Origin of the sequence: Bacillus sp. KH172YL63, from assembly GCF_011398925.1 — a bacterium.
Lineage (GTDB): Bacteria > Bacillota > Bacilli > Bacillales > Bacillaceae_B > Rossellomorea.
The window spans coordinates 4,124,300-4,148,649 of record NZ_AP022842.1 but is presented as its reverse complement, the minus strand read 5'-3'; the positions used below and the strand labels follow the sequence as shown (position 1 = coordinate 4,148,649).

Annotated in this window: 26 protein-coding genes and 1 pseudogene; 9 read left to right on the top strand and 18 right to left on the bottom strand. The window is 46.5% G+C overall.

The features are described 5' to 3' along the window. The first annotated feature begins 162 nt into the window (after nucleotides 1–162). The 3 genes and pseudogenes from KH172YL63_RS21055 (at nucleotide 163) to KH172YL63_RS21045 (ending at nucleotide 4,941) form a co-directional block, all read left to right on the top strand. Nucleotides 163–1,621: pseudogene (locus tag KH172YL63_RS21055) on the top strand (IS1182 family transposase). 416 nt (nucleotides 1,622–2,037) lie between these two features. Continuing rightward, entirely contained in the window at nucleotides 2,038–3,588 is a 1,551-nt protein-coding gene (locus tag KH172YL63_RS21050) for a hypothetical protein (RefSeq protein WP_173107909.1), read from the top strand. Nucleotides 3,589–3,690: 102 nt separating this feature from the next. Beyond that, a complete protein-coding gene (locus tag KH172YL63_RS21045) occupies nucleotides 3,691–4,941 on the top strand; it encodes an ATP-binding protein (RefSeq protein ID WP_173107908.1) in 1,251 nt (416 codons plus the stop codon). A gap of 56 nt (nucleotides 4,942–4,997) precedes the next feature. On the opposite strand, the gene KH172YL63_RS21040 is transcribed toward KH172YL63_RS21045, so the two are convergent. Beyond that, complete coding sequence (locus KH172YL63_RS21040) at nucleotides 4,998–6,356, bottom strand: YjiH family protein (protein ID WP_173107907.1); 1,359 nt, start codon at nucleotides 6,354–6,356, stop codon at nucleotides 4,998–5,000. Nucleotides 6,357–6,723: 367 nt separating this feature from the next. Between KH172YL63_RS21040 and sda the strand changes: the two genes are divergently transcribed. Beyond that, a complete protein-coding gene (gene sda, locus KH172YL63_RS21035; protein ID WP_173107906.1) occupies nucleotides 6,724–6,855 on the top strand; it encodes a sporulation histidine kinase inhibitor Sda in 132 nt (43 codons plus the stop codon). Nucleotides 6,856–6,989: 134 nt separating this feature from the next. On the opposite strand, the gene KH172YL63_RS21030 is transcribed toward sda, so the two are convergent. After that, nucleotides 6,990–8,303 (bottom strand): short-chain fatty acid transporter, encoded by a 1,314-nt coding sequence (locus tag KH172YL63_RS21030; protein ID WP_173107905.1) that lies wholly within the window; start codon nucleotides 8,301–8,303, stop codon nucleotides 6,990–6,992. Between the two features lie 131 nt (nucleotides 8,304–8,434). Then, nucleotides 8,435–9,952 (bottom strand): BCCT family transporter, encoded by a 1,518-nt coding sequence (locus KH172YL63_RS21025; RefSeq protein ID WP_173107904.1) that lies wholly within the window; start codon nucleotides 9,950–9,952, stop codon nucleotides 8,435–8,437. Nucleotides 9,953–10,111: 159 nt separating this feature from the next. On the opposite strand from KH172YL63_RS21025, the gene KH172YL63_RS21020 reads away from it, so the two are divergent. Both KH172YL63_RS21020 and KH172YL63_RS21015 read left to right on the top strand, forming a co-directional pair. Next, on the top strand, nucleotides 10,112–10,981 hold the full coding sequence (locus tag KH172YL63_RS21020) for a Cof-type HAD-IIB family hydrolase (protein ID WP_173107903.1): 870 nt from the start codon (nucleotides 10,112–10,114) through the stop codon (nucleotides 10,979–10,981). Nucleotides 10,982–11,035: 54 nt separating this feature from the next. Further along, nucleotides 11,036–12,127, top strand: a complete 1,092-nt coding sequence (locus KH172YL63_RS21015; protein ID WP_173107902.1) for a PQQ-dependent sugar dehydrogenase — start codon at nucleotides 11,036–11,038, stop codon at nucleotides 12,125–12,127. Nucleotides 12,128–12,311: 184 nt separating this feature from the next. Here KH172YL63_RS21015 and KH172YL63_RS21680 read toward each other — a convergent pair whose 3' ends face one another. The 7 genes from KH172YL63_RS21680 to KH172YL63_RS20985 all read right to left on the bottom strand — a co-directional run bounded on the left by KH172YL63_RS21680 (nucleotide 12,312) and on the right by KH172YL63_RS20985 (nucleotide 15,955). After that, nucleotides 12,312–12,410 (bottom strand): putative holin-like toxin, encoded by a 99-nt coding sequence (locus KH172YL63_RS21680; RefSeq protein ID WP_232066075.1) that lies wholly within the window; start codon nucleotides 12,408–12,410, stop codon nucleotides 12,312–12,314. A 102-nt stretch (nucleotides 12,411–12,512) separates the two neighbouring features. Further along, nucleotides 12,513–13,475, bottom strand: coding sequence for a nucleoside hydrolase (locus tag KH172YL63_RS21010; RefSeq protein WP_232066074.1), 963 nt, complete (start codon nucleotides 13,473–13,475; stop codon nucleotides 12,513–12,515). A gap of 87 nt (nucleotides 13,476–13,562) precedes the next feature. After that, nucleotides 13,563–13,715 (bottom strand): YvrJ family protein, encoded by a 153-nt coding sequence (locus KH172YL63_RS21005; RefSeq protein ID WP_173107901.1) that lies wholly within the window; start codon nucleotides 13,713–13,715, stop codon nucleotides 13,563–13,565. 43 nt (nucleotides 13,716–13,758) lie between these two features. After that, nucleotides 13,759–14,301, bottom strand: a complete 543-nt coding sequence (locus tag KH172YL63_RS21000; RefSeq protein ID WP_173107900.1) for an N-acetylmuramoyl-L-alanine amidase family protein — start codon at nucleotides 14,299–14,301, stop codon at nucleotides 13,759–13,761. A gap of 22 nt (nucleotides 14,302–14,323) precedes the next feature. Continuing rightward, a complete protein-coding gene (locus KH172YL63_RS20995) occupies nucleotides 14,324–14,956 on the bottom strand; it encodes a D-Ala-D-Ala carboxypeptidase family metallohydrolase (protein ID WP_173107899.1) in 633 nt (210 codons plus the stop codon). 198 nt (nucleotides 14,957–15,154) lie between these two features. Further along, nucleotides 15,155–15,376, bottom strand: coding sequence for a helix-turn-helix domain-containing protein (locus KH172YL63_RS20990; RefSeq protein WP_173107898.1), 222 nt, complete (start codon nucleotides 15,374–15,376; stop codon nucleotides 15,155–15,157). Nucleotides 15,377–15,379: 3 nt separating this feature from the next. Further along, nucleotides 15,380–15,955, bottom strand: coding sequence for a sigma-70 family RNA polymerase sigma factor (locus tag KH172YL63_RS20985; protein WP_173107897.1), 576 nt, complete (start codon nucleotides 15,953–15,955; stop codon nucleotides 15,380–15,382). 288 nt (nucleotides 15,956–16,243) lie between these two features. Between KH172YL63_RS20985 and KH172YL63_RS20980 the strand changes: the two genes are divergently transcribed. Beyond that, entirely contained in the window at nucleotides 16,244–16,585 is a 342-nt protein-coding gene (locus KH172YL63_RS20980; protein ID WP_173107896.1) for a hypothetical protein, read from the top strand. Nucleotides 16,586–16,624: 39 nt separating this feature from the next. On the opposite strand, the gene KH172YL63_RS20975 is transcribed toward KH172YL63_RS20980, so the two are convergent. The 8 genes from KH172YL63_RS20975 to KH172YL63_RS20940 form a co-directional block, all read right to left on the bottom strand. Next, entirely contained in the window at nucleotides 16,625–17,392 is a 768-nt protein-coding gene (locus tag KH172YL63_RS20975) for an SDR family NAD(P)-dependent oxidoreductase (RefSeq protein ID WP_232066073.1), read from the bottom strand. Nucleotides 17,393–17,554: 162 nt separating this feature from the next. After that, a complete protein-coding gene (locus tag KH172YL63_RS20970) occupies nucleotides 17,555–18,202 on the bottom strand; it encodes a TetR/AcrR family transcriptional regulator (RefSeq protein ID WP_173107895.1) in 648 nt (215 codons plus the stop codon). A gap of 47 nt (nucleotides 18,203–18,249) precedes the next feature. Continuing rightward, nucleotides 18,250–19,266, bottom strand: coding sequence for an ABC transporter permease (locus KH172YL63_RS20965; RefSeq protein WP_173107894.1), 1,017 nt, complete (start codon nucleotides 19,264–19,266; stop codon nucleotides 18,250–18,252). Continuing rightward, the gene (locus KH172YL63_RS20960) at nucleotides 19,256–19,984 is read right to left on the bottom strand and encodes an ABC transporter ATP-binding protein (protein ID WP_173107893.1); all 729 of its coding nucleotides are present in this window, start codon (nucleotides 19,982–19,984) and stop codon (nucleotides 19,256–19,258) included. Before KH172YL63_RS20960 ends, KH172YL63_RS20965 begins: the two co-directional genes overlap by 11 nt. A gap of 162 nt (nucleotides 19,985–20,146) precedes the next feature. Next, nucleotides 20,147–20,830, bottom strand: coding sequence for a bacillithiol biosynthesis deacetylase BshB2 (bshB2, locus tag KH172YL63_RS20955; RefSeq protein WP_173107892.1), 684 nt, complete (start codon nucleotides 20,828–20,830; stop codon nucleotides 20,147–20,149). A gap of 39 nt (nucleotides 20,831–20,869) precedes the next feature. Beyond that, nucleotides 20,870–21,217 (bottom strand): YojF family protein, encoded by a 348-nt coding sequence (locus KH172YL63_RS20950; protein ID WP_173107891.1) that lies wholly within the window; start codon nucleotides 21,215–21,217, stop codon nucleotides 20,870–20,872. 214 nt (nucleotides 21,218–21,431) lie between these two features. Beyond that, nucleotides 21,432–22,241 (bottom strand): pyridoxine/pyridoxal/pyridoxamine kinase, encoded by an 810-nt coding sequence (gene pdxK / locus KH172YL63_RS20945; protein WP_173107890.1) that lies wholly within the window; start codon nucleotides 22,239–22,241, stop codon nucleotides 21,432–21,434. Nucleotides 22,242–22,384: 143 nt separating this feature from the next. Continuing rightward, nucleotides 22,385–22,735 (bottom strand): YflT domain-containing protein, encoded by a 351-nt coding sequence (locus KH172YL63_RS20940; protein ID WP_173107889.1) that lies wholly within the window; start codon nucleotides 22,733–22,735, stop codon nucleotides 22,385–22,387. Nucleotides 22,736–22,887: 152 nt separating this feature from the next. On the opposite strand from KH172YL63_RS20940, the gene KH172YL63_RS20935 reads away from it, so the two are divergent. Further along, the gene (locus KH172YL63_RS20935) at nucleotides 22,888–23,646 is read left to right on the top strand and encodes a DUF4230 domain-containing protein (protein WP_232066072.1); all 759 of its coding nucleotides are present in this window, start codon (nucleotides 22,888–22,890) and stop codon (nucleotides 23,644–23,646) included. Between the two features lie 15 nt (nucleotides 23,647–23,661). After that, nucleotides 23,662–24,333, top strand: a complete 672-nt coding sequence (locus KH172YL63_RS20930) for a uracil-DNA glycosylase (RefSeq protein WP_173107888.1) — start codon at nucleotides 23,662–23,664, stop codon at nucleotides 24,331–24,333. The last annotated feature ends 17 nt before the right edge of the window (nucleotides 24,334–24,350 follow it).

Sequence of the window (24,350 nt, the reverse complement as noted above, 5' to 3'; positions counted from 1 at the left end):
ATGCTCGACTCCTGCGGGGACTGATGGACAGGTGAGACCCCGCAGGACGAAGTCGAGGCCACTGAAAAAGTCTTTTTACAGTTATACATGCTTCATTTTTATGAAGCATGTATAACTGTTTTATTTTATAATGAAAACATTAGTGAATAGGTGGTGTTCTTAATGTTATCAAAACAAGAAGAGTTTATTTTAAGTCCTTACAACGAGCTATACAACCTTGTCGTCCCAAAAGATAACCTACTTAGACAAACGAAAGAACTGGTTGATTTCTCGTTTATCTTGGACGAACTGAAAACGAATTATAGTATCGATCATGGCCGAAACGCCATACCACCCATTCGTATGTTCAAATATCTCTTACTTAAAGTGTTTTATAACTTATCAGATGTCGATGTTGTCGAACGCGCTCAATACGATCTGTCATTTAAGTATTTCCTCGATATGGCCCCAGAGGATCCAGTTATTGATCCAAGTTCTCTTACTAAATTCCGCCGGTTGCGTATTAAGGATATGAATTTACTTGATTTATTAATCGGGAAGACCGTTGAAATAGCACTTGAACACAATCTTTTATTAGGAAAATCTATTATCATAGACGCCACCCATTCCACTTCCCGCTATAACGCTAAGTCAGCTACCCAACACTTACAAGAACTGTCCAAAAAGCTTCGTAAGACAATTTTCGAATATGATGAAAAGATGAAAGAACACTTCCCCAGTAAACCAGTCGGTGGGGGCTTCCAAGAAGAGCTCGCGTACACCGAACAGTTAGTGTCCGTGATTGAACAAACTCCAACAATCGCTAAAGTACCTTCCGTGAAGGAAAAAATGAACGTATTAAAAGAAGCTGTTGAAGATAGTAAACATAATACCCATTTTTTCAACAGATCCAGATGCGAGAGTCGGACACAAATCTGAAGACCATTCTTTCCTTGGGTATAAGACCCATCTTGCCCTTTCGGATGAAAGAATTATCACTGCGGCCATTATTACTTCAGGCGAAAAATCGGATGGTAACTATCTTCCAGACTTAATTGGAAAAACGAAAAACAACGGGGTGGAAATTGAGGCGGTTATTGGTGACACAGCTTACTCTCGAAAAGAGAACATCATTTATGCCAATAAAGAAAAATTCAAGCTCGTTTCTAAGCTACATCCACTTATAACCAATGGCACAAGAAAAGACGACAAATTTATTTATAATAAAGATGCAGGGCGATATATGTGCCCGGCAGGCCATTTGTCTAAAAACGACGGGCACATTAAAAAGAGAGATAAAAATCGCAACACAAGAATTAAGTTCTATTGGGACATAGAAAAATGTAAAAAGTGTCCGATACGAGAGGGGTGTTACACAGAAGGGGCGAAGACAAAGAGCTACTCTCTGACCATTAAGTCAAAGGAACATTCGGAGCACGAGAGCTTCCAACATTCTGAAGAGTTCAAAGAACTCGCACGTTCCCGATATAAAATAGAAGCTAAGAATAGTGAACTTAAAAATAGACACGGGTACAATAAAGCCCACGCCGCGGGTCTATTAGGTATGCAAATACAAGGCGCCACTTCCATCTTCGCGGTAAATATCAAACGAATCATAAAACTAATAAATGACAAAAAGTAAGAATAAACAAAGGAAAAGAGTGGATCTTGGGATAGAAATCCCAAGATCCACTCTTTTTTTGTTCTAAAACACTCATTAAATTTTTATAATCGGCATATTATCAGTGGCCTCGACGAAGTCCGAGGAGGCTCACCGCCATCCCCGCGGAAAGCGAGCATCTGGAGCGGAAATCAACCGCATCTCGCTTGTTTAAAAGCCACAATGTGTACGAAAACAGCTTTTATTATGGGTTCTTTCGTTCCTCTTCAACTAATTAAGTTAACCTCATTACGACACAAAGTGACAAATAGTTACAAAAATCAAACTCAATGATATAATCATAGATAGCAATTCTCTTATGTGGAAGAAAATGGTGAAAAATACCCTGAATTGTGCTAAAATTCAGAAGTCTAATATTTCGCAATAGGGGGATCCAGATGAGAGAAAAAATAAAAATGATCGGAATACCGATAGGAGTGATGCTCCTATTTGTTGCTGCATTGTTCATTCACCAGCTTTTCCTGGTAAAAGAACTCCCGCAGGAAGGTTGGAGCCGTTCGCTCCCGCTTGCTTTCACATCGGAAGAAAAACCTCAGGTGTTTGCTCAAAATGGAGCGCTGTATGTGTCGAGTGAAGGGGAGATCCATGCCCTGTCAATCAATGATCAGATGAAGGTTTCAAAAGACGATGTCATCGATACGAAAATCACAAGGGGCTACCCTTATTGGACGGACGGGAAGGACGTCATATACTACAGGGATGGGAATCTTACTCTGACAACCAATAAACGAGATAACATACTCGCTGAAGGCATCACGGGATTAGGGACAGGACCAGACCACGTCTTTTATTGGAAAGGTGCAAGGCTGTATGAATACAGACTGAAAGACGGAACCTCAAATGAAGTCCACCAATTCAGTTCTGACATTTCCGATATTCACATCAATGAAGATGGAAGTTCCGTCATTCAGGTGAAAAAGGACGACAGCCATGACTTTGTGCACTATATGAACAGTGATCAGCAAATCAGCAAAAATCCTTTTCTACTCATCAACACGGCCCCGAATAAGAAAACAGAAGGGCTGACGTTTAAAGAAGCGGATGGGCATCTCGTCCTCTTTTATAATGAGAAATCAAGGACCCAGGGAGCACTTTCTTACAGTGTGTATAAGGTTCAGGCACCACTAGATGAAGTGGGTGCAAAGCTCCTTGCCGGGGAAAAGATGGAATTCATCAACCATTCCAGCGGTGAGAAGCTCATGAGCCCGTCCAGTGTCCAATTCGTGGACGCAAACGGAACCGATGCTGTCATGTTCACGTCTGAAGGCCAGCAGATCGGGGATAACAGCTCGATCCGCCTGTATGTGGCACCTTATCAAAATGAAAATCAGTTAGAAGCATCCCCTGTCAGCACAACCAAGCATGTCACATATTACCCTGTTCAACTGACAGGCCAATCCATGGTTTGGCTGAATTATGATGGTGGTACATATGAACTATACGGTGCCTCCCAGGATAAGCAAGTGGTGTCAGAAAGCACCAGCTGGACAAAAAGATCGGTGAGAGAAGCGGTGAACAACGGTGTGCTGATGATGTTCAGCAGCCTTGTCACGATCCTCACCTCCTTTTACTGGTTCCTGCCGTCTCTGTTCCTTCTGATCCTGTTATATATTTTCAGGCCAAACGTATTTGAAAAAGACGGAATCAGCTGGGCAGAATATGTGGCTGTTATCCTGTTCCTTTTCATGCCGGTCAGTTACACAGGCAATGCGATGAACGCTTACTTTTATCAGGTGGCACCTGACTATTTCATCTTCCCTGGAAGCAGTTATATTTTATTACTGCTCATAAGTGCCATGACCTGGATCATCTGGAAAAAAGGCCGTGATCCGGAGTGGGGATCATTCGCAGGCGCCTTTTACTTCATGGGCATCTATGTCTTATTTTATATCACATCAATCGGACCTTATATTTTTAATCTTTATTGAGCAAGGGACCCTATACACATGAATAGGACATCAACCATCTGACACTAGTAAAAAGCAACTTACCACATCAGCCATTCATAAAGAACGAAACGGGTGACAAAAATGATAGAGGCAAAACGACCATTTTACAATAAAATATGGACCTTGATGGCTCTATTCATTCTTCAGGTCATCTCCGTTTTCGTATTGGAAAAAACATGGCTTGTGATCGCGACCCTCCTTTTATCTGCAGCGGGGATGGCTGTCCTTGCCCTGTTGATGAAAGAGGTAAAGTCCTTCCTCACCAGCTACCGTGTGTTGTTGGAAGAAGAAAGCCAGCTTTCGACCCTCCTTCATGCCCTGCCGGACTTCGTCTGTTTCAAGGACGGGGACGGACGATGGCTGAAGGTCAATCAATTCGGACGGAAGCTCTATGATCTGGAAGAAATCGATTATGAAGGCAAAACAGACGAGGAGCTAGGCGAATCGGTTCCCTTCTTTAAAGACGCCTTCAATTTTTGTGCAGAATCTGATGAAAAGTCCTGGAAAGCAGGGGAGATGACACGTTGCGAAGAGTCATTCTACCTGCCGAACGGAGATTACAAGACTTTCGATGTCATCAAAGTCCCCCTTTTTCATCCAAACCGGACGAGAAAAGGACTTGTTATTATCGGGCGGGATATCTCCCAGCAGAAGATGACAGAAGACATGCTGCTGAGAAAGGAGAAGCTGTCTGTTGTCGGGGAGCTTGCAGCCGGAATCGCCCATGAAATCAGGAATCCCCTCACGAGCATCAAGGGATTCATTCAATTGTTGGAAGAAAATGAGCATGTATCGGACCATTACTTGACGGTCATGTCTTCCGAGATGGACAGGATCAATCAGATCGTAGGGGAGCTGCTCATTCTGTCGAAGCCGCAAATGAGGGAATATCAGCCCTTTGACATGAGTGAAGTCCTCCGCTACGTCATTAAGGTGATGGGCCATGAAGCACTCCTGAAGGGAATCACCTTGAACGTCCACCTGCCTTCGTCCCCCATGTATGTTGTCGGTGATAAGAATCAGTGCATTCAGGTGTTCATCAATATATTAAAAAATGCGATTGAAGCGATGGAAGAAGGGGATATCGACGTCGACTGGGTCATCCGGAAAAATTCCCTCACCATTTCCGTTCAAGACGAGGGAACAGGGATTCCCCCTGAGCGTTTGAAGAAGCTTGGAGAGCCGTTCTTCACCTTGAAAGAAAAAGGGATGGGCCTCGGCCTGACAATCAGCCAAAAGATTATAGAAGACCACAAAGGCTCACTGTCAATCGAGTCGGAAGAAAATAAAGGGACATGTGTGGAAATCACCTTTCCCGTGGAGAAAGCGTAAGTGTTCATAACTAAATAAGCCCCCGGGATCCAATACGGATCCCGGGGGCTTTTCAATTAAAAGATCATATGAGCAATTGCTACAATAACTAGCAACGTCAAGAACGTACGCTGTAAGAAGATGATGACGAGATCCTTGAAATCAACTGGAATCTTGGACCCGAGCAGCAGTCCGCCGACTTCAGACATGTAGATCAATTGTGTAACTGATAAACAAGCGATCACAAAGCGCGTGAGTTCACTCTCAATTCCAGAACCAAAGATGGCTGGAAGGAACATATCGGCGAAACCGACAAGGATAGAGCGTGATGCTTCCGTCGCTTCAGGGATCTGAAGGAGCTCAAGGATCGGGATGAGCGGCATGCCGATGTATTCGAAGAACTTCGTATTCTCCGCTACAATCAGTGCCGTTGTACCGATCGCCATAACGATCGGGGCAACACCCATCCACATATCAAGTACATTCTTCATTCCGTCAGAGAAGAATTTAGAGGCGCTGTTGTTGTTCTTTGCCTGGATAAGTGCCTGCTCATATCCGTAACCGACACGGCTATACCCTTCCGGAATCACTTCCATCGTGTTCTTTCCTTCTTGACCGTTATAGTATGTGTCCGGCTTACGGGACAGCGGCGGGATTCTTGGCAGAATGATTGCGGCCAGGACACCTGAAATCGCGACTGTCAGATAGAACGGGATGAAGTATTCACCGAGTCCGACTTCTGAAATGACGACAAGACAGAATGTAATAGAAACGACAGAGAACGTTGTACCGATGATCGCAGCTTCCTTCTTCGTATAGTATCCATCCTCATATTGCTTGCTTGTCAGCAGTACCCCGATTGTACCGTCACCTAACCATGAAGCCAGGCAATCGATCGAAGAACGGCCGGGAAGGCCAAATACGGGACGCATCACTTTCGTCAAAAGAGCGCCAAATAATTCTAATAACCCGAAATTTAATAATAATGGCAGAAACAGTCCTGCAAATAAAAACACTGAAAACAAAATCGTCAGAAGGCCGTCCGGGTTTAGCAGAAGACCGCCTGTCGCGTCGGACCAAACCCATTCAGGCCCTAACTTGAACAGGGTCATGACGGCAAAGATGGCACCGATCAACCGAACGAACACCCATACAGGTCTTACGTCAAACAGAGTGGTGAAAAATGGTGATTTCCCAATGAATGCCGGTCGCGCAAGCTTTGTAAGGAACGTGCCCAATACAGTCAGGATGATCAATCCTGTCATGATAGCCGGTACATAGCCTCCGATCGCATCTTGCAGCATGCCGGAGAAAATCGCAATCGGGATCGTGATCCCGTCTTCTCCTGGAACTGGTGTCATAAATAGAAAAATTCCCAAAAGGGAAGGGATGATAAATCGTAAATGGCTTGTGGCCGTAAAGCGTTGTTGATTCATAAATTCACCTCAGATGTAGTTGTTGCTTAAAATGAAACATTATTCATTCTAATGCATACATATTTAATTGTCCATAGTAAGTTACGGGTTGCTTCGTATGTAATCCACAGTTGGTATTCCCGTAAGATGAGAAGGTGAAACCTAAAGCATGAATAAACCGGTTTTTTAAAGAAAACAACAAAAAGAAAGCGCTATCTCTCAGTATGTTTCTATTCTACTAAAATTATTGAAAAATTTAAATATATTTTGAAAATAAGTAGCCTGATCCTTTCTATAAAAAATAAAAATATTTTTCAGAAATAAGGTTTAGCTTTTAATTCCGGGGGTATAAAGAACCCATACCTTGGTGAGGCAGGAGTTGTAAGTGATGACATCTTTAACGAAACTGACAGAAGAACAATTGGCTAATATCTACCAATTAGCCCAGGAGGAAGGGTTGGAAGAAGAGTTTTTAGAGATGCTGGAAGGTGAGCTGGAGAGAAGGGAAAGTGTCCGCTAAAAAGGTAAATATGATAGAGTATAATGAACACTATACATAAACGGCTGTCCTCTCCTGGGATCAGCCTTTTTTATTGTGAAAGAAAGCATCTGGAATAAAAAGATCCGGACGAAAATCTCGTCCGGATTCCCTTGTTATAAGAATAATAAACCCATTGAAATGACCACACCGCTTATGATCAGGATGATCACGCAATACCCCATGATATCCTTTGCCTTCAATCCGGCGATGGCTAAAGCAGGCAATGCCCAGAATGGCTGGATCAGGTTGGTCCATGCATCTCCCCAGGCGACGGCCATGGCGGTTTTGGCCACAGAGGCATCGAGGGTCTGGGCTGCATCGAGCATGATTGGTGCCTGTACGGCCCACTGTCCGCCTCCGGACGGGACGAAGAAGTTGACGATTCCGGCGCTGAGGAAGGCGAAGAAATAAAAGGTGACGTCGTTTGAAATCGACACGAAGGCCTCACTCATCACAACGGCAAGCCCTGAAGCAGTCATCATTCCCATGATGCCCGCATAAAACGGAAATTGAATGACGATGCCGCTCGCCCCTTTAATGGCTTCCTGGACGCTAGCCAGGAATCTTTTCGGTGTCCCGTGAAAAAGGATCCCGAGAAATAAAAAGAGGAAATTGACGATATCAAGGTTGATGGCGAATCCTTTTTGAACAAAGTATGAGAATAAAAAGGCAATCCCGAGCACAGAGACAATGATCGACAGGCTCCTGCTGTTCTCGAGGCGGTCGGCAGGCGTCAGCGCTGCTTTCTCGAGTGAGGCAGCCGTCTCATGGAAGATTTCAGGATCGACGGTGACCGTTTCTTCTTTAGAAGGCATCAACATCCTGTTGGTGATTGGCAGGATGATGAATAAAGCAAGAACAATGATCAGCGTCGATGTTGCAAAAATCGTTTCACTTGTAGAAATGACCCCGATGAGATCCTGGAATGGATGATCATTTGTGGCGATCGACAGCGGGATCGATCCGGAGAACCCGGCATGCCAGACAACAAATCCGGAGTAGGCACTCGCAATCAGCAATCGATAATCGACGCCCTTCACCCGTTTCGCCAATTCTTTCGCAAATAATGCCCCGATTACAAGTCCGAATCCCCAGTTGATCCAGCTTGCCATCATCGACACGAGCGTGACGATCACAATGGCAGAACCGGGTGACTTCGCAAACCCGGCAAGAAAACCCAGGAACTTTTTGAATAATGGACTGCTGGCCAAAACGTATCCGGTCACGAGAACGAGGACCATCTGCATGGAAAAGGCAAGAAGGCTCCAGAAACCATTCCCCCAATATTCAACCATCTGAAGGCTTGTGCTGTCGGTGAAAAGCAGCCCCAATCCAAAAACGGCCAGCGTCAGAATGACCACGAATAAAAATGGGTCAGGCAGATAGCGCTGCATGATTTTGTTCGATAATGATATAAGTGCTTTCATCTTTCTCCCCCTTAAGTAAAATCTTCATCTTTCCTATTCTTCTATAACAGAAAGTGAAAACCCTTTCATTACCAGATAAAATATGAAACAAAAAAAACGCCTGTCCCTTTTATGGGTTCAGGCGCATAAGATTATTTCTTGGCGGCGCGGTCCTTTTTCTTCAGTTCACTCCGTAGAAGCCTGAATAAGGTCACACACATCAGGATGAGGATGAGTGTGAAAGGCAGCGCGGAAACGAGGGAGGCGGTTTGTAAGCCTTCAAGCCCGCTCGAAAGCAGCAATACTGCCGCGATCGCCGCGATCAGCACACCCCAGACAATCTTGACTACCATCGGAGGATTCATGCTCCCTTCCGTCGTCATGCTGCTGAGAATATAGGTCGCAGAATCGGCGGAAGTGATCAAGAAAGTAAAGATCAGTAAGATGGACAGCACGGACAGAACCATTGTGAATGGGAGCTCCCCGTAGGTCGTGAACAAGGCGCTCGTCACGTCTTTATTCACCCCTTCGGCAATCGAGGTGCCGTTGAACAGGTCAAGATGAAGGGCTGTCCCTCCAAAGACTGCAATCCACATGAGGGCGATCAGCGGCGGAACGACCAGGACCCCGATGATGAATTCCCTGATAGTCCGTCCCCTGGATACCCGGGCGATGAAAGCCCCTACGAATGGTGACCAGGCGATGACCCATGCCCAATAGAAGATGGTCCAGTCCTGTACCCAGGTGCCTCCCTGGTATGGAGTCAGGCGCAAGCTGTAACGGATGAAGTTCGAAATATAGTCGCCGATTCCAAGTGTGAACGTATTTAGAATAAACACGGTAGGACCGACGATGAAGACAAACAACATCAATAGAAGGGCCAATGATAAATTCAGGTTACTGAGCCATTTGATCCCTTTATCGAGACCTGTGGTGGATGAAGCGAGATAAAGGATGAGTAAGATGAGCACAATAAGTAATTGAGAAAGGGTGCCGTCACTTATGCCGAATACTGCATTCAACCCTCCGTTGATCTGGAGGATCCCAAGCCCAAGGGAAGTTGCAACCCCCATGACGGTGGCGATGACAGCAAGGATATCGATGGTATTCTTGATTCCCTGCGTCCTTTTTCCCTTCCCGATCATAGGGGACAGGGAAGTGGAAACGAGTCCGTTCTCTCCCTTCCTGAACTGAAAATAAGCAATGATCAATCCGACAATCGTAAACACCGACCACTGACTGATGCCCCAGTGGAAGAAGGAATAGCCCATGGCAAGGCGGGCCGCTTCTTCTGTTTGCGCCTCCACACCCGGTATCGGCGTTTCAAAGAAATGACTCATCGGCTCGGCTATCCCCCAGAATACAAGGCCGATCCCGAATCCAGCCGAGAATAACATGCCGATCCATGTGAAAAATGGATATTTCGGACGTTCATCATCTTTTCCCAAACGGATTTTCCCGTATTTACTCCCCATCAGGAAAAGAAGGAAGAGTACGAAGAAAAAGACGGCAGAAAGATAAAACCAGCCAAACGAATAGGTTGTAAATTGGAAAGCAGCGTTTGCCCCGGAAGCAAAAAGCTTCGGAAAAGCAGCCCCGAACACAACCAAAATAGATACGATGATGGCAGAAATCCAAAAAACTTTGTTCAAATATGTACGATTACCCATGAATAAACCCTCCTGACTTATAAGACAAACGTTCTCTATATTCTCATACCCTAATATTCCCGGTGTATTCATAAAATGGGAGCTTATTCAGTACAAAGTGCCGAATGTTTCGTGATACAATGACTAAATTAACAATACAGACTAGGAGAGTGACCATACATGATTACAAGTATTACGACAGATATGGACGGTACGTTATTAAATGAGTTGCAGGAAATCAGCGCTGCCAATAAGCAAGCGATCCTCGATGCACAAGAGCGGGGAGTAGAAGTGATCGTCGCAACAGGCAGGTCGTACGAAGAAGCCCGCTACGTCATAGCGGACGCAGGGATTTCCTGTGACATCATTTGTGCAAACGGCGCTGAAGTCCGAAATAAAGAGGGGGAAATTGTCTATCAAGCGGCGATCGAGGATGCACTGGCAAAAAATATCACATCAGCCCTGCGTGAAACAGGCGTCTACTTCGAAATATATACAGATCAGGGGACGTATACAGAGGATGAAGAGATGGGGATCGAACTCATTGTCGACATTTATACGACGGCCAACCCGGACATCAGCAGGGAGCAGGTGAGACAGGCTGCGAGGGAACGCTTTGAAAAAGGCCACATCCAGGTTGTCGAAGATTATGCAGTCGTTCTTGAAGATGCTTCAAAGCTAGTATATAAGTTCCTTGTCTTTTCCTATGATAAGAAAACATTAACGGAAGCAAACGAGAAATTACAGAACATTTCAGGCGTTGCCATCAGTTCATCAGGTAAAGAAAACCTGGAAGTGAACAGCATAGATGCACAAAAAGGTGTGGCGCTGGAGAATCTACTACGAGACAAAGGGCTGTCAGTGGAAGATGCCATGGCCATGGGAGACAACCTTAATGACCTTTCGATGATGAAGGTGGTTGGAAGACCGGTGGCGATGGGAAATGCCCTCGATCAGATTATAGAATTCTGCCCGATCACCACGGCAACAAACAAGGAAGACGGCGTCGCCAAAGCGATCCAGGAGGCACTTCAACCAGAGAGAATGTAACGAAAATACCCATGTTGTCCATACTGGTTAAAAACTGTTAAAGGGAGATATGACATGAGAAACCGTAAATCTATAATCGGGATAATCGTCATTGGGCTCTTACTGCTCAGTGGATGCCAATCAGGACAGCAGAATGTACAGCAGGAAGAAAGTGAATCAGCCATCAAGCCAAGTGTGGAGGCGACCGTCATCGCAGACAACCTCTCCATCCCCTGGGAGATCCAGAAATGGGATGATGTTTTCTACCTTACCCAAAGGACCGGAGGCATTGTCGAAGTAAAGGATGGTAAGAAGTCCTTCGTCACGACCAAGTTTTCACAACCCTTATCCAAGCGTCCGGAAGCAGGGCTGCTGGGATTTGTACTTGACCCTGACTTTGGTGGAGCCGGGGAAGCCTTTGCCTACTATACGTACGAGGATGATGGGGACAGTTACAACCGGGTGGTCAAATTGAGGCGTTCCGGAAATCAATGGATCGAAGAAGACGTGCTGCTCGACAGAATACCAAGCGGCCAATATCATCACGGAGGGCGGCTCGGGATCGGTCCCGATCACAAGCTCTATATCACAACCGGAGATGCAACGGAAAAGGAAAATGCTCAAGACATTTCATACCTGGGCGGCAAGATACTCCGCATGAATCTGGACGGGAGCATTCCGGAGGATAATCCCTTCAAGGGTTCCTACGTCTACAGTTACGGACATCGAAACCCTCAAGGCCTCGTATGGACTGAGGACGGAAATCTGTACGAAACAGAGCATGGACCGAACGGCTATGATGAAATCAACCTGATCGAAGCCGGCAGTAATTATGGCTGGCCGGAGGTGACAGGGGATGAAAGAAGCAAATCAATGACTTCCCCGCTCGCCCATTCAGGAGAGCCTTCTTGGGCGCCGTCAGGTATCGACCGGTGGCATCAGGATCTTCTATTTGCTTCCCTGGCCGGTCAAAGCGTGAAAGTTTTTGATAGTGAAACACGAAAAGTTACAGAACTGCTCACCGGTTTTGGCAGGGTCCGTGATGTAAGGGTTGAAGGGGATTTCCTATACTTCATCACAAATAACACCGATGGCCGGGGCATCCCCCGTGAGAAGGATGATACGTTGTATAAGGTGGATTTGACGTCTTTTTCATTGGAAGAATAAAAAGAGGACGAGACATAGAGAAAGAAAATCCGGACGATCGTTCCGCATTCGTTGATGAATGTGGAGATCGTTCGGATTTTTTAATATGGGTCCAGATCCCGGCTGTTGATTCCCATCCACGGAGAGGGAAGCATTAACATCAGTTTCAGGTGAGCTTCATTTTTAGTTTTAGCCCCCGAACCCTTTACGAATTCTTATTTTCATCATGATCTTTATATTTCAAGATGGCAATCACAAACATCCCAAAGCTGAGCATCAGAGAAATGACTTCAAATGTATCCATTTGCACCGCCTCCTTACTCTAAGGCTTCCCGGGTCGTAGATTGTCCTATACAGGGTAAATGAAAAACATGAAGCCCTGAACAAGCGGCTTCATGTTTTGGGATCACTCTGCTTTCTTTGTTAAAACGTCTAATACATTTTGTGTGAAAATATTTTCATTGATTTCGACTGCGATCCGTGAACAGTCTGTCCCGAAGCAGTCCCTGCTTCCGGGCCTGAAATCGGCGATGCTTAATCCGTTGGCATAGCTCCCTTCATGCTGGACGCGGATTGTTCTTTTTTCGTAGGTGAAGAGTCCGTCTACCGGCACCGCTGCCATGACGGCGGACAAATCATGCTGGGGCGTCCCTGGAATCCCCGGCTCCAGTTGCTGATAGGCATTGTAGTAAAAATCCAGGAGCGGTTTGATGATGCGGTCGAGCGGGGTCCTTGCCCGAGAAGCGATGAAATCAACCTCCCCTGGGGTAAGCAATGCTTTCCTTGTGACATTGAGGGGAATCACGGTCAGGTTCGGCGCATGCCTGCACACAATGTCCGCTGCTGTTGCATCCCCGAAGAAATTCGCCTCGGCGACTTCAGTCACGTTTCCGGGAACAAGGAATGCACCTCCCATGAGATACGTCTCCTTCACCAATCCCATCACCTCAGGACTCAGCAACCATGCAATCGCAAGGGACGTACATCTCCCTACATTGACGATCGTAATCTCATCCCGATGTTTAATCAATTTAAACAGCTTACTGAAATTGGTTTTGTACCGGTACTTTTCCTCAGGCACCGGCGGCAAAATCGGTCCGAGACCTTCGACACCGTGTATATCAGGAAAGTATTCAGGCTCGTCCCCGTTCAAAGGACCGGTACTTCCGGCGATGACCGGAATATCCGACCTGCCGGCCAGCTTCAATAGATATTCAGCATTACGGTAGCTCTTGTTTCTGTCGGTATTACCGAAGCCGCTCACGATCGCCACCACATCAAGGGCCGGATTTTTCAAGGCATAGATCAAGGCAATCGCATCATCTATGCCGGTATCTGAAAATAGTATGATTTTTTTAATAGAAAACACCTCCTACTATTGTGTATGTAGGAGGCATGGATATTGCCTGTTTGAAATCACTAGATTCCAAGAAGAATGATCAGAAAGGATGACAGGCTATTTATCATTTTCGCTGAATGATTTTGACAGGGCATGAATGGCGTGTTCAAGCTTTTCCAGTTTCTTTTCAAGCTTTACCAATAGGAAGAGTGTGACGGCAATGGGGAATCCGAAATTTCCGAGCAGTTGAACGAACACGGAATAGTCCATTGTAGTTCCTCCTTTTATCATTATGTGCAAGCCTGTACGATTGTCAGAGATTCAGCGCTTTGGCGATGCCTGTTGCGACCGCGTTAGATAGACCGGAAATGAAGGTTGGATTTTTTAATAGATTCGCGTCATTCACCGTGTCGATAAAGAGATTTTCTAGCAGGATGGCCGGCATGGCCGTTTCTCTCAGCACGGCAAAGTTCGCTTCCTTCTGGCCCCGGTCCCGAACGCCGTAACCTGAGAGGAATGTCATAATTTCTCCGTGGAGGACATCCTGGCGCCTGCCGGTTTCAGAAGAACCTGTCCCTGGATAAATATAGCTTTCAAAGCCGGTGCCACCGCCTGCATTGTGGTGGAGGGAGACAAAGTAAGCTGCTCCAAGACTGTTCGCGTAGGCTGCACGCTCAGATAATCCGACGTATCGATCCGTTTCCCTCGTCATTCTGACATCGACGATATAGGTTGCTTCGAGCCTTTGCTTCACTTTTTGTCCGATCGTTAAGGTGAGATTCTTTTCCTGAAGTCCATTACCGGTTGCACCTGGGTCGGTTCCTCCGTGTCCAGGATCGAGTACAATGATTGGCATGAGTCATTCCCCCTTTTATGATTTAATCCCAGTAATATGACGCAGCGCCGTATGGATATTCGATGCGGCTGTCGTTATGGACGAAGGTCGAGTACTTGATGATGCCGCTGAATCCGCATGTCTTGGCGACTTCTGCCACTTGGGAAGGGGTATGTCCTGATGGGTCGACATCGGCTGCGATCCCGTAGGTGTGCATGCTGTTCGAAGCGCCGCCTACGCTTTTATTATGGGCGATGCTTCTGAAACCGGAGTTGATGACGACTGGCGGATTCCCCAATTTTTTGCGGAGGGCTTCAAGCTTGTACATGAGTCGTCGCACGTTCTCCTTCACTTGAGTTGAGCCGACATTTCCTCCTGAGAACCCGCTTCCGTCCTTGGAGTGGAATTCACTGAAAGAAAAGTGGACCGTCGAACCATCACTGTCTTCAAGGGCGTTCAGCTGGCTGTGGGTATTCGGTCCGGCTACACCGTCAGCCGACAGACCATATGCACTTTGGAATCGTTTCACAGCAGCCTCCGTACCCGGTCCGAATGCACCATCGACCGCCACATGAGTTTTGGAAGGGGAACCTGCCGCCCATCCTGCAACCCTGATCTGAAGTTCCTTTACATCACTTCCTGAATCACCTTGTCGTAATGTTCTTGTCCAATTCATTCATCATCGCTCCCTTTAAATGTTTTCAGGCAAAGGGGATGAAGAGTGAGAACGACCATCCCAATCCCGCTCACTCCGTTTTGTTTGCCTTACACTGTATAAAGAAGGATGGGGGATGAAAATGACAACCTGAAAAGGAAATTTATTTTCCCATAAAAAAAGACGGGCACCCACCGGGATTGGGGTGCCCGTCCTTCTTTACTTTCTGTTTAAATCGAATAATCCGGGGACATTCTCCAGTGAATAATCCCTGACATACCTGATTACCTTCATCTTCAGCTCCTGCTCGAGATCTTCCCTGTTTTCACTTCTGGTTAAGTACAGGGACTTCTTTATTTTCGGCTCAAATGTTTCAATGACGTTCGTTTCATATTCTGAATTGCCCTTTGCTTCTTTCACAAGATCATATAGAATTCCCATCGGTTATGATTCTCCTTTTTCTAAAATGGTTTTTAATGTGCGCAATGCTTTTCGGTGAACTTTCGAGACAGCCTGCTGGGATACGCCAAGCACCTTGGCGATGTCTGTATCACTGAATTCCTGCACATAAGCGAGATCTAGTATATGTTTCTGCCTGTCGGTCAGCGATTCAAATGCTTTCAGCAGCCCTTCATTCTCCAGGCACTCTGTCAAAGTCGAAAAGTTCGTGAAAGGTGCGATGTCAGCAGCAGGATCAGGGATAAGATCGACGAATGCCCCGCCTTCCTGATTCTCTTTGTTATCCAATGTCAAAGGGTGCCTTTCACTGTATTTCCTTGCAGACTTGTCAAAGTTTACACTGTGAAAATAGAGGGATGAACTGACATAAGAGGTAAAGCGGATATCAAAGTAATGGGCTTTAAATGCTTCGTTTAGTCGATCTTCCTTATGGGCGCTCGGCTGTTCTAAGAAATCTTCTATCATTTCCTGATTGTTCGGTTGGCTGATAAAGGAATCAACGGCTTTATTCTGTTTGAGATGAGGATAATGACGATAAAATTTACTAATCAACGAATCCATTTTTTCACCACCAATAGAACGTATGTTCGATTTTAAAGTAAAAAAAAGAGGAGAAAACTCTCTCAGCTTTTACTTTATAAAGAAGAGGACGGGGATGAATTCACAACCTTCTTCTTTAATATCGTTCCATCGTACTATCTATTAAACCATAAATGGGAAGGTGAGGTAAGGTGGAAATGCACTAATTTTCCCTTTTTCCCCACATATTAACTAAATGAAGGGATTTAAGGGAATCGTATATAATAAGAATGATACAGACTCTATCCCAAAAGAAAGGGAAGTGACGACATGAAAGCAAAATGTTTTTTCTTAATCCTGCTTTTTCCCCTCCTGTTGAATGGCTGCATGGCAGACGAACAGCCGGAGAACGACGCTCAGAAGCAATCCGAAGCTGAAGGAGAGGCGGTCGAGACAAATATGGACGTACTGGCCAACGATGAGAAGATCATAGAAATGCTGAAGAAGAACGGTGTGATTTCAGAAGATGCCTCCCCGGAAGAGATTCAGAAGGCTCTCCAAAAATATCTCCAGGACAAAGCGGGTCCTCAACTGACCGATGAAAAAGAAAAGAAAAAATACATCGAAGAAATCAAAAAGAAAATTCAGGAAGGCTCCCAAGGGGAAAATTAAGGTGCAAGGGTCTCCGGGCCCTTGCACCTTATTGCTTAATCAGCGCATGACACTGCCGCCTGAGATTTTCACCGACTCGCCGACGATGTTCCCGGCAGCATCGCTCAATAGATACACGATCGTGTTCGCGACTTCGACAGGTGAGGTCAACCGGCCGGAAGGGATGCTTTCCTCAGCCACTTTCAGCTGTTCCTCATAGCTCCGCCCTTCACGTTCCCCTTTCGACTGGATGGCGTTACGCCCCATCTCTGTATCAACATAGCCTGGACAGACGGCGTTCACCCGCACTTGATGTTCAATCGCCTCATGGGCAAAGGCCTGGGTGAATCCGGTCACCGCAAACTTTGAAGCGCTGTACGCACTGTTTCCATGGGTACCACGCAGTCCGGACAGAGAAGAAATGTTGACGATCGAGCCTTTCTTTAGCTCCTTCATCTTCCGGTAGACGTCCTGAGAAAGCTGGACCAATGAAAAATAATTGAGTTCCATGATGTTTCGTAAATCATCTTCTGACAAACTTTCCACGATATCACCACCGCCAATCCCGGCAGAATTCACCAGTCCCGTGATGGGGCCGTGAACTTCTTCGGCCGCTGCCAGCAGCTTCTTCCGGTCATCATCGCTCGTAAGGTCTGCTTTATAGGAGAGGACCTTATCCGGATCCCCGCATGCGTCCTGCAATTCCTTCAGCTTATCTTCGTTCCGGCCGGTGATCGTGACTTTTGCTCCCGCCTGAACCGCCCCTTTCGCCGTTTCATACCCGATGCCGCCGGTCGCTCCAGTGATGAGGATATGCTGGTCAATCAACGTATTTTCATGAAATAGGAAACTAATCTTTTTACCCTCCTTGTTGATAGATAGTAGGCTTTACCCGTTTGGGGGAGGGGGAAAACGGTGGGGGGAGTTGAGAATGAATTCCGTCAAAAAATGAAAGAGGACGCCAAATTGTTTGGCGTCCTCTTCAATCAGCTACTCTTTTCCAATCCCCTTCATCACCATCTCCACCGTCATCTCGATCTCCTTCTCATCGTTCCAGTCAGCTTCTGGAAGGAAGAGATACCTGACAAGGAGCAGTCCGAAAATGCTGGTGGCCGAAAAGCGTACGACTGCCGGGGTGGGTAAGTCTATAATCTGGCCTTTCTCTTTATAAAGATCCACCAGGCGGATGAGTTTTTCGAACACTTTTTCCGCGATATGTTCTTTGAACTGTTCCTTCAGTTCAGGATGGAACGGAATCTCCTGGATGAGGATTCTAAAAGCGGTCATATTATCCTTCAGGAATTCATGTCGGTTGAGAAGAAGCGCTTTGAGAAAATCTTCGTACCGGTCATATTTGGCGTCGAGCACCTTATTGAGATCCCGGATTACAAACGGGGCGATCATTTTAGCCATCGTAGGCGAAACGATGGACAGAAGGAGATCCTTCTTCGTTTTGTAATGCCTGAAAATCGTTCCTTCTGCGACGCCTGCTTTTTTGGCGATCTGACTGGTTGAGGTGGCGGCATAGCCTTTTTCAGCGAACATTTCAATGGCCGCTTCCACAATCTTCTGCTGTTTATCGGTCAATTTTTCTTCCTGATCGAAGAGATGCTTGAATAAATTGTCGTCTTCTAACATACATAAACCCCTAACTTCTCGTTCTCCTAATAAGAGAATTACTTACCTTATATTTTACGGTATTTTCTCAGGGCTGCAACATTCAGGATGATAAAGAGTAAAGAGAACCCGATCAGGACAGCTAAGTAAAAGAGCAGATCCTCAAATGCAGCTCCCCGGATCATCACATCCCGAAGTGCTTCAGCAGCATAATAAAGGGGCGTGACAGGACCGATCCAGCTGAGCCAGTCGGATATCGTATCCAGGTTGAATAACCCGGAGAAAAAAATCTGTGGAACGACCACGATCGGAATGAACTGCATCATCTGTAATTCATTCTTGGCAAAAGCCGACAACAATATTCCCAGCGTCAGGGCAGTGAAGGATAACGACACGATAATAATCAGCACATGGAAGAAGCTTCCCATCATCATCATGTCCAACACATAAATCGAATACCAGGAAATCAAGGATGCCTGCAGGAGTGTCACGATCCCGAAGCCGATGACGTAACTGATGACCATTTCCCAAATTTTCACCGGGGAAGCGAGCAGCCTTTCAAGTGTTCCTGTCGTCCGCTCCCGCAGGAAAGATACCCCGCTGATTAAAAAGACGAAGAAAAAGACAAAGAATCCAAGGAGCACCGGACCGAAGGAATCGAACATTTCCATGTCCTTATTTCCGTACACATAGTTCACATCATCTGACAGGTTGTTTGAGCCTGTTGGGAACAGGGTTTGGATCTTCTTCATGACGGCCCCGTTGACGGTAGGGTCACTTCCTTCAATGGTGATTGAAGGGGATGCAGGGTCCTCAAAAGATATATAGCCGTCAAGCTCGCCGTTTTTCACATCTTTCAAAGCTTGATCAGCACTTGAATAGGTTTCAAAATCCTTAGAATCGAATTTTGCTTCTAGCTGCTGTGGGAGATCCACGATGGCTACCTTGGCTTCATAATCCTTAGAGTCAAATACAAGTGACAGCATGCTGAGGATCAAAAGTGGTGCAAGGAACATCAGTGCCAGTGTACGTTTATCCCGGAGGAGCTGCTGGAGGATGCGAATGACAAATCCTTTAATTCTCAACGGAAACACCTCCATTTAATAAGAATACATCTTCAATGGACGATACCCCGTGGCTTTCTTTGATCGCAGCCGGTGTATCGCTTGAAATGATTTCACCGTGCTGCAAAAGACCGAGGAGGTCGCATCTTTCTGCTTCATCCATGACGTGTGTCGTGATGATCAAGGTCCGTCCCTCGCTCTTCAGGCGGTGGAAGCTGTCCCAGATTTCTTTGCGGAGTACAGGATCGATCCCGACGGTCGGTTCATCGAGAAACAGCACTTCCGGGTCATGTAAGAGGGCGATGGCAAGGGAAAGTCTCCGCTTCATTCCGCCGGAGTATTGATGGACAGGCTTGTTCAGATGATCAAGGAGATCGACTGTTTCCATCACTTTTTCTATCTGAGCCTTTCTCTCTGCTTTCTTCAACCCATACAGGGATGCCATGAAGGAGAGATTCTCTTTTGCTGTCAGTTCATCATAAAGGGCATCTGATTGAGCCATATATCCGATGTGAGGATAAAGCTCATTTGCTTTCAGCTTATTCCCTTTAAAGGTCACGCTTCCGTTCGAGGGTGTCTCAAGTCCGATCATCAGCTTGATCATCGTCGTTTTGCCTGACCCGGACGGACCTAATAAGCCATAGATATTACCTTTTGGGATATCGAGTGAAACGTTTTTTAATACATCCTGGAAGCCGAATGATTTAGAAATCTCCCGAAGTTGGATGATGGATGTCATTTGGATCACACCTTTCAGAGGTTAGTGAGTGATTACTCACTTTTAATATAAAATAGATGGCGGGATTTGTAAAGTGAGTAATCACTCATATTATAATTTATGCATACTCATTAAATTTAGAAGGGAACAAAAAAAGGCTTGGCAAGAAGCCAAACCCTTTCATTATCGTACAGTATCGTTCTCCCATTGATAGCTCCAGAATCGTTCAACGGTCACCCATTTCAGCGCTTCCGGATCCTTCTGCTCAATGCCCTTTTCCAAGTCTTTAAGCATCCATGCAGTTTGTGAGATGTGTGCCTTCATGGCACCGATCTTTTGGTCCTTGACCGGTGTGATGTCGACAAGGACATCCGGTTTGCCCAAGTGCTCTTCGCAATTTTTCGAGAAGGCAAGGCAGTGGAGTTTCGGTCTTGATCCTTCAGGCATGCGGCGGACGGCCCGGACGACGGCCCTTGCTGTCGCCTCGTGATCCGGATGGACAGAGTAGTCGGGATAGAAGGTGATGATCAGCGACGGATTTACTTCTTCGATTAACCCGGTCACCATATCCGTAAGCTTATCGTCATTTTCAAATTCCAGTGTTTTATCCCGGTAACCCAGCATGCGTAGATCCTGGATACCCATGACTTCTGCCGCTTTTTTAAGTTCTTTCTTCCGGATCAGCGGAAGGGATTCTCTCGTCGCAAATGGCGGATTTCCTAAGTTTCTCCCCATTTCCCCCAGGGTGAGGCAGGCGTATGTGACCGGTGTCCCGTTATTCACATGGGTTGAAATGGTCCCTGAAACGCCGAATGCTTCATCGTCCGGATGGGGGAAGATGACGAGCAGCTGTCTTTCTTTTTCCATTATGACCTCTCCTTTTCTCATCATATAAGTGATCGGTGGTTATGCGAAAGGTGTCGGACTGATCTCCAGTGCAACGGCGAGCTTTCCGTCCCCGCCATGTCCTGCAAGCAGGAGGCGTCCGTATTCATCGAATTCATAATGAGTCAGCCCTTCAGCATAAATCCAGCCTAGTTCGATCTTCAGGCCGACACGGTAAGGTCCGTCCCCGATGATCTTTCCGTGCTCATAGTTGACTTTTCCATTCCGTATGTAAGCTCCGGCAGAAAAGAAGCCTTCGTTGAAGTGAGAAGCATAGGCTCCGTTCGTTGTTTCCAAATGTATATAAACGTCCTGTTGTGCAAGCTTGTTGATGAAGCCCTGCACATCGGCCATTTTGATCGGTTCCATTCTTTTTCCTCCTTAAGTACAGAAAAGACTCTTAACCATTATGTACTATCTTACTAAAATTCATGAGTGATTGCGAAAAGTATGATTGAGGTGAGGGGAGTGGATGATGGTGATGAATTCAGTGGGGAAAGGGATTTTTCAGAGGTCCGTCCCCATGAAGGGAAAGGTGCCGGGCATTGAACGGGGAGTTCAGTGCCTGGCACCGGGTTGTTGGTTATTTTTCTAATGCGTTGTATGCTCCGTGCATGACGGGGCCGACGTATTCGTTCAGCTTGAAGCCGTGTTTGATGGCTGCTGTGACGAAGGTTTTGGCGTTTTGGACTGCTTCTTTTACGTCTTGTCCGTTTGCAAGGTTCGACGTGATGGCTGCCGCAAATGTACAGCCTGCTCCGTGGTTGTACGTGGTGTCTACCTTTTCTTCTTCGAGCAGGATGAATTCATTTCCATCGTAGAAGAGGTCCAGTGCTTTGTCATGCTGCAGCTGCTTTCCACCTTTGATGACGACATTGCTTGCGCCCAATTCGTGGATTCGCTTGGCAGCTGTCTTCATATCGTCGATGGTCTTGATCGGACCGGTCTCAGCAAGCTGACCTGCTTCGAACAGATTAGGCGTCACGACTGTGGCACGCTTGAGAAGGTGCTCTCTCATCGCGACCGTCGTCTCCGGATTCAGGACTTCATCTTCCCCTTTACATACCATGACCGGGTCAACGACGACCTGATTCAAACCGAATTCATCGATTTTCTTCGCGGCAAGTTCAATGATTTCGACTGTTCCGAGCATCCCTGTCTTCATGGCGTCGATGCCGACAGAAAGGACGGTTTCCAATTGTGCTTCCAACGTATCGATAGCTAGTGGATGAACGTTATGATGCCAATGATTGTGGGGATCCATCGTCACGACCGTAGTGAGGGCTGTCATACCGTAAACGCCGTGCTCCTGGAAGGTCTTCAGGTCGGCTTGGATCCCGGCGCCGCCGCTTGTATCGGACCCGGCAATCGTCAGGGTTTTCTTCAATGTCATCGTTAAATTCCTCCTATGAAAATAGCTTGTTAACATGCTAAAAGTCTGACTAAAGGATATAATAACCCCCATGGAAATACAAATTCCATCGTTTCCTATAGGAAAAAGACGCCGAAAGAATCTCTTTCGACGTCCCCGTAAGGTCAGTAAGGTTTAGCGTCATTATCGGTCGCTTCCTTGGAGGCGACGATGACAAGCTTTCCTTTATCCAATTCTTCTTCATAAGCATCGGCTTCCGCCTGGTTCAGCCCGACCGCTTTCATCTTGGTTCTGAGCTCATCCCCGCGCCGGTTGAACAGGTTGCCGAGTGATTCGATGATGCCTTGCTCTTTCAGTCCAGGGGAGTCTGTATCAGTCGCTTCTGTAATATGCTCGGAACGGTGTTTGTCGTGGGCAAATACGTAGATTTCATCTTTTGAAAAGCCTTCGCTTGCCAGAGCTTCGATTTCTTTTTTTACCTCTACCACATTTTCCGCTGTTTGAACTTTATACATTTTGCATACCTCCTGAAAGAATTTCGTTGCTTGTCCCTTGTATTCCCGATTCTTCCCCTCTAAAACTTTCCATAATATAGAAATTCATTTAAGAGAATTATTGTTTCCAAGATTCTACATTATTTTCTATAATAGAAGGGAGGTGAAGAAATGTGTCGAATCAAGCAAAGAAGATACAAGAAATAGAAGCAATCCTGGAAGAGTTGAAAACATCTGAGAGAGAAACGAGCAGCGCGATGGCCATTGATCATAGAAGAAGCAGGCAGGTGCCCCCGTGGAGGATAGCCACATCACTTCTGTCCCTTTGGAAAAGCAGGGTGGTAATCTTATTGTCCGTCCTTGTCCTCCTTATCGGAGGGGCATCGATCGGGGTCTACAGCTGGCTGTCAGGCTCGACGTTTACAGAAGAAAAGGGTTCGTTTGTGGAGAGGATCCAGGAAATGAGTTCATTGGCAACGGCACAGGGATTTGTGAAGGCCGTGATTCAACAGGAGGATAATCGATTGTTCGGTAAAGAAATCAATACAGATCTTCCCGGAACGAAACGGAAGCTTCTGATGGTTGTACCGGGGACCGTCCTTGCAGGGGTTGATTTGCAAGGAATCGGGGAAGACGATATCGTAGTCGATGAAGAGAAGAAGGAGATCCGGCTGACTGTGCCGAGGGCTGTGATTCTGCAGGAACCTTCGATTGATACAGACAACATCCAGACGTTTTCTGTAGAAGGGATTTTTCGAAACGATGTAGACTGGAATGAAGGCTTCGCCCTTGCAGAAGTAGCGAAGGATCAAATCAGTCAGGAAGCGGTCGAGCAGGGGATCCTCGTGGCGGCAGAGAAAAACGCCGAAAAGTCATTGAAGGGTCTCTTTGAACAATTAGGCTACAGTATGACGATCGAATTCCAAGATTAGAAAGGATGTGTGATCGTGTCGACGATTTTTCATAACGACTGGGCTGAAGTACTGGAGGATGAACTCCAGAAGGAATACTATCTTAATCTCCGAAACTGGCTGAAGGGGGAGTATGCATCCGGGACCGTCCATCCGTCCATGCAGGATATCTTCAATGCGTTTCATTACACGGCATACGGGGATGTGAAGGTCGTGATACTCGGACAAGATCCATACCACGGACCGAACCAGGCGGAAGGATTGAGCTTTTCTGTGAAAAAAGGGGTGAAAATCCCCCCGTCCCTCAGAAATATGTACAAGGAGCTACATGATGACATCGGCTGCGACATTCCTTCCCACGGCTCATTGGTCAAGTGGGCAGAACAAGGTGTCCTGTTGCTGAATACGGTCCTCACCGTTCAGGACGGAAAAGCACACTCACATAGGGGGAAAGGATGGGAACGGTTGACGGATCAGGTCATTTCTCTATTGAATGAACGGGATAAACCGGTGGTATTTATGCTGTGGGGGAAACCGGCACAGGGGAAGAAGAAACTCATCGACGCCTCGAAGCACTTCATTGTGACGGCTCCCCATCCAAGTCCGCTGTCTGCCCACAGGGGATTCTTTGGAAGCCGGCCATTTTCACAAGCCAACGGTTTTTTACGTGAACAGGGAATGGGAGAAATCGACTGGTGCATAGAATAACCACAGGATGTTTCACG

Coding starts and splice junctions, on each gene's coding strand:
- KH172YL63_RS21050 (WP_173107909.1), top strand. CDS start 2,038: ATGAGAGAAAAAATAAAAATGATCGGAATACCGATAGGAGTGATGCTC.
- KH172YL63_RS21045 (WP_173107908.1), top strand. CDS start 3,691: ATGATAGAGGCAAAACGACCATTTTACAATAAAATATGGACCTTGATG.
- KH172YL63_RS21040 (WP_173107907.1), bottom strand. CDS start 6,356: ATGAATCAACAACGCTTTACGGCCACAAGCCATTTACGATTTATCATC.
- sda (WP_173107906.1), top strand. CDS start 6,724: ATGACATCTTTAACGAAACTGACAGAAGAACAATTGGCTAATATCTAC.
- KH172YL63_RS21030 (WP_173107905.1), bottom strand. CDS start 8,303: ATGAAAGCACTTATATCATTATCGAACAAAATCATGCAGCGCTATCTG.
- KH172YL63_RS21025 (WP_173107904.1), bottom strand. CDS start 9,952: ATGGGTAATCGTACATATTTGAACAAAGTTTTTTGGATTTCTGCCATC.
- KH172YL63_RS21020 (WP_173107903.1), top strand. CDS start 10,112: ATGATTACAAGTATTACGACAGATATGGACGGTACGTTATTAAATGAG.
- KH172YL63_RS21015 (WP_173107902.1), top strand. CDS start 11,036: ATGAGAAACCGTAAATCTATAATCGGGATAATCGTCATTGGGCTCTTA.
- KH172YL63_RS21680 (WP_232066075.1), bottom strand. CDS start 12,410: ATGGATACATTTGAAGTCATTTCTCTGATGCTCAGCTTTGGGATGTTT.
- KH172YL63_RS21005 (WP_173107901.1), bottom strand. CDS start 13,715: ATGGACTATTCCGTGTTCGTTCAACTGCTCGGAAATTTCGGATTCCCC.
- KH172YL63_RS21000 (WP_173107900.1), bottom strand. CDS start 14,301: ATGCCAATCATTGTACTCGATCCTGGACACGGAGGAACCGACCCAGGT.
- KH172YL63_RS20995 (WP_173107899.1), bottom strand. CDS start 14,956: ATGAATTGGACAAGAACATTACGACAAGGTGATTCAGGAAGTGATGTA.
- KH172YL63_RS20990 (WP_173107898.1), bottom strand. CDS start 15,376: ATGGGAATTCTATATGATCTTGTGAAAGAAGCAAAGGGCAATTCAGAA.
- KH172YL63_RS20985 (WP_173107897.1), bottom strand. CDS start 15,955: ATGGATTCGTTGATTAGTAAATTTTATCGTCATTATCCTCATCTCAAA.
- KH172YL63_RS20980 (WP_173107896.1), top strand. CDS start 16,244: ATGAAAGCAAAATGTTTTTTCTTAATCCTGCTTTTTCCCCTCCTGTTG.
- KH172YL63_RS20970 (WP_173107895.1), bottom strand. CDS start 18,202: ATGTTAGAAGACGACAATTTATTCAAGCATCTCTTCGATCAGGAAGAA.
- KH172YL63_RS20960 (WP_173107893.1), bottom strand. CDS start 19,984: ATGACATCCATCATCCAACTTCGGGAGATTTCTAAATCATTCGGCTTC.
- bshB2 (WP_173107892.1), bottom strand. CDS start 20,830: ATGGAAAAAGAAAGACAGCTGCTCGTCATCTTCCCCCATCCGGACGAT.
- KH172YL63_RS20950 (WP_173107891.1), bottom strand. CDS start 21,217: ATGGAACCGATCAAAATGGCCGATGTGCAGGGCTTCATCAACAAGCTT.
- pdxK (WP_173107890.1), bottom strand. CDS start 22,241: ATGACATTGAAGAAAACCCTGACGATTGCCGGGTCCGATACAAGCGGC.
- KH172YL63_RS20940 (WP_173107889.1), bottom strand. CDS start 22,735: ATGTATAAAGTTCAAACAGCGGAAAATGTGGTAGAGGTAAAAAAAGAA.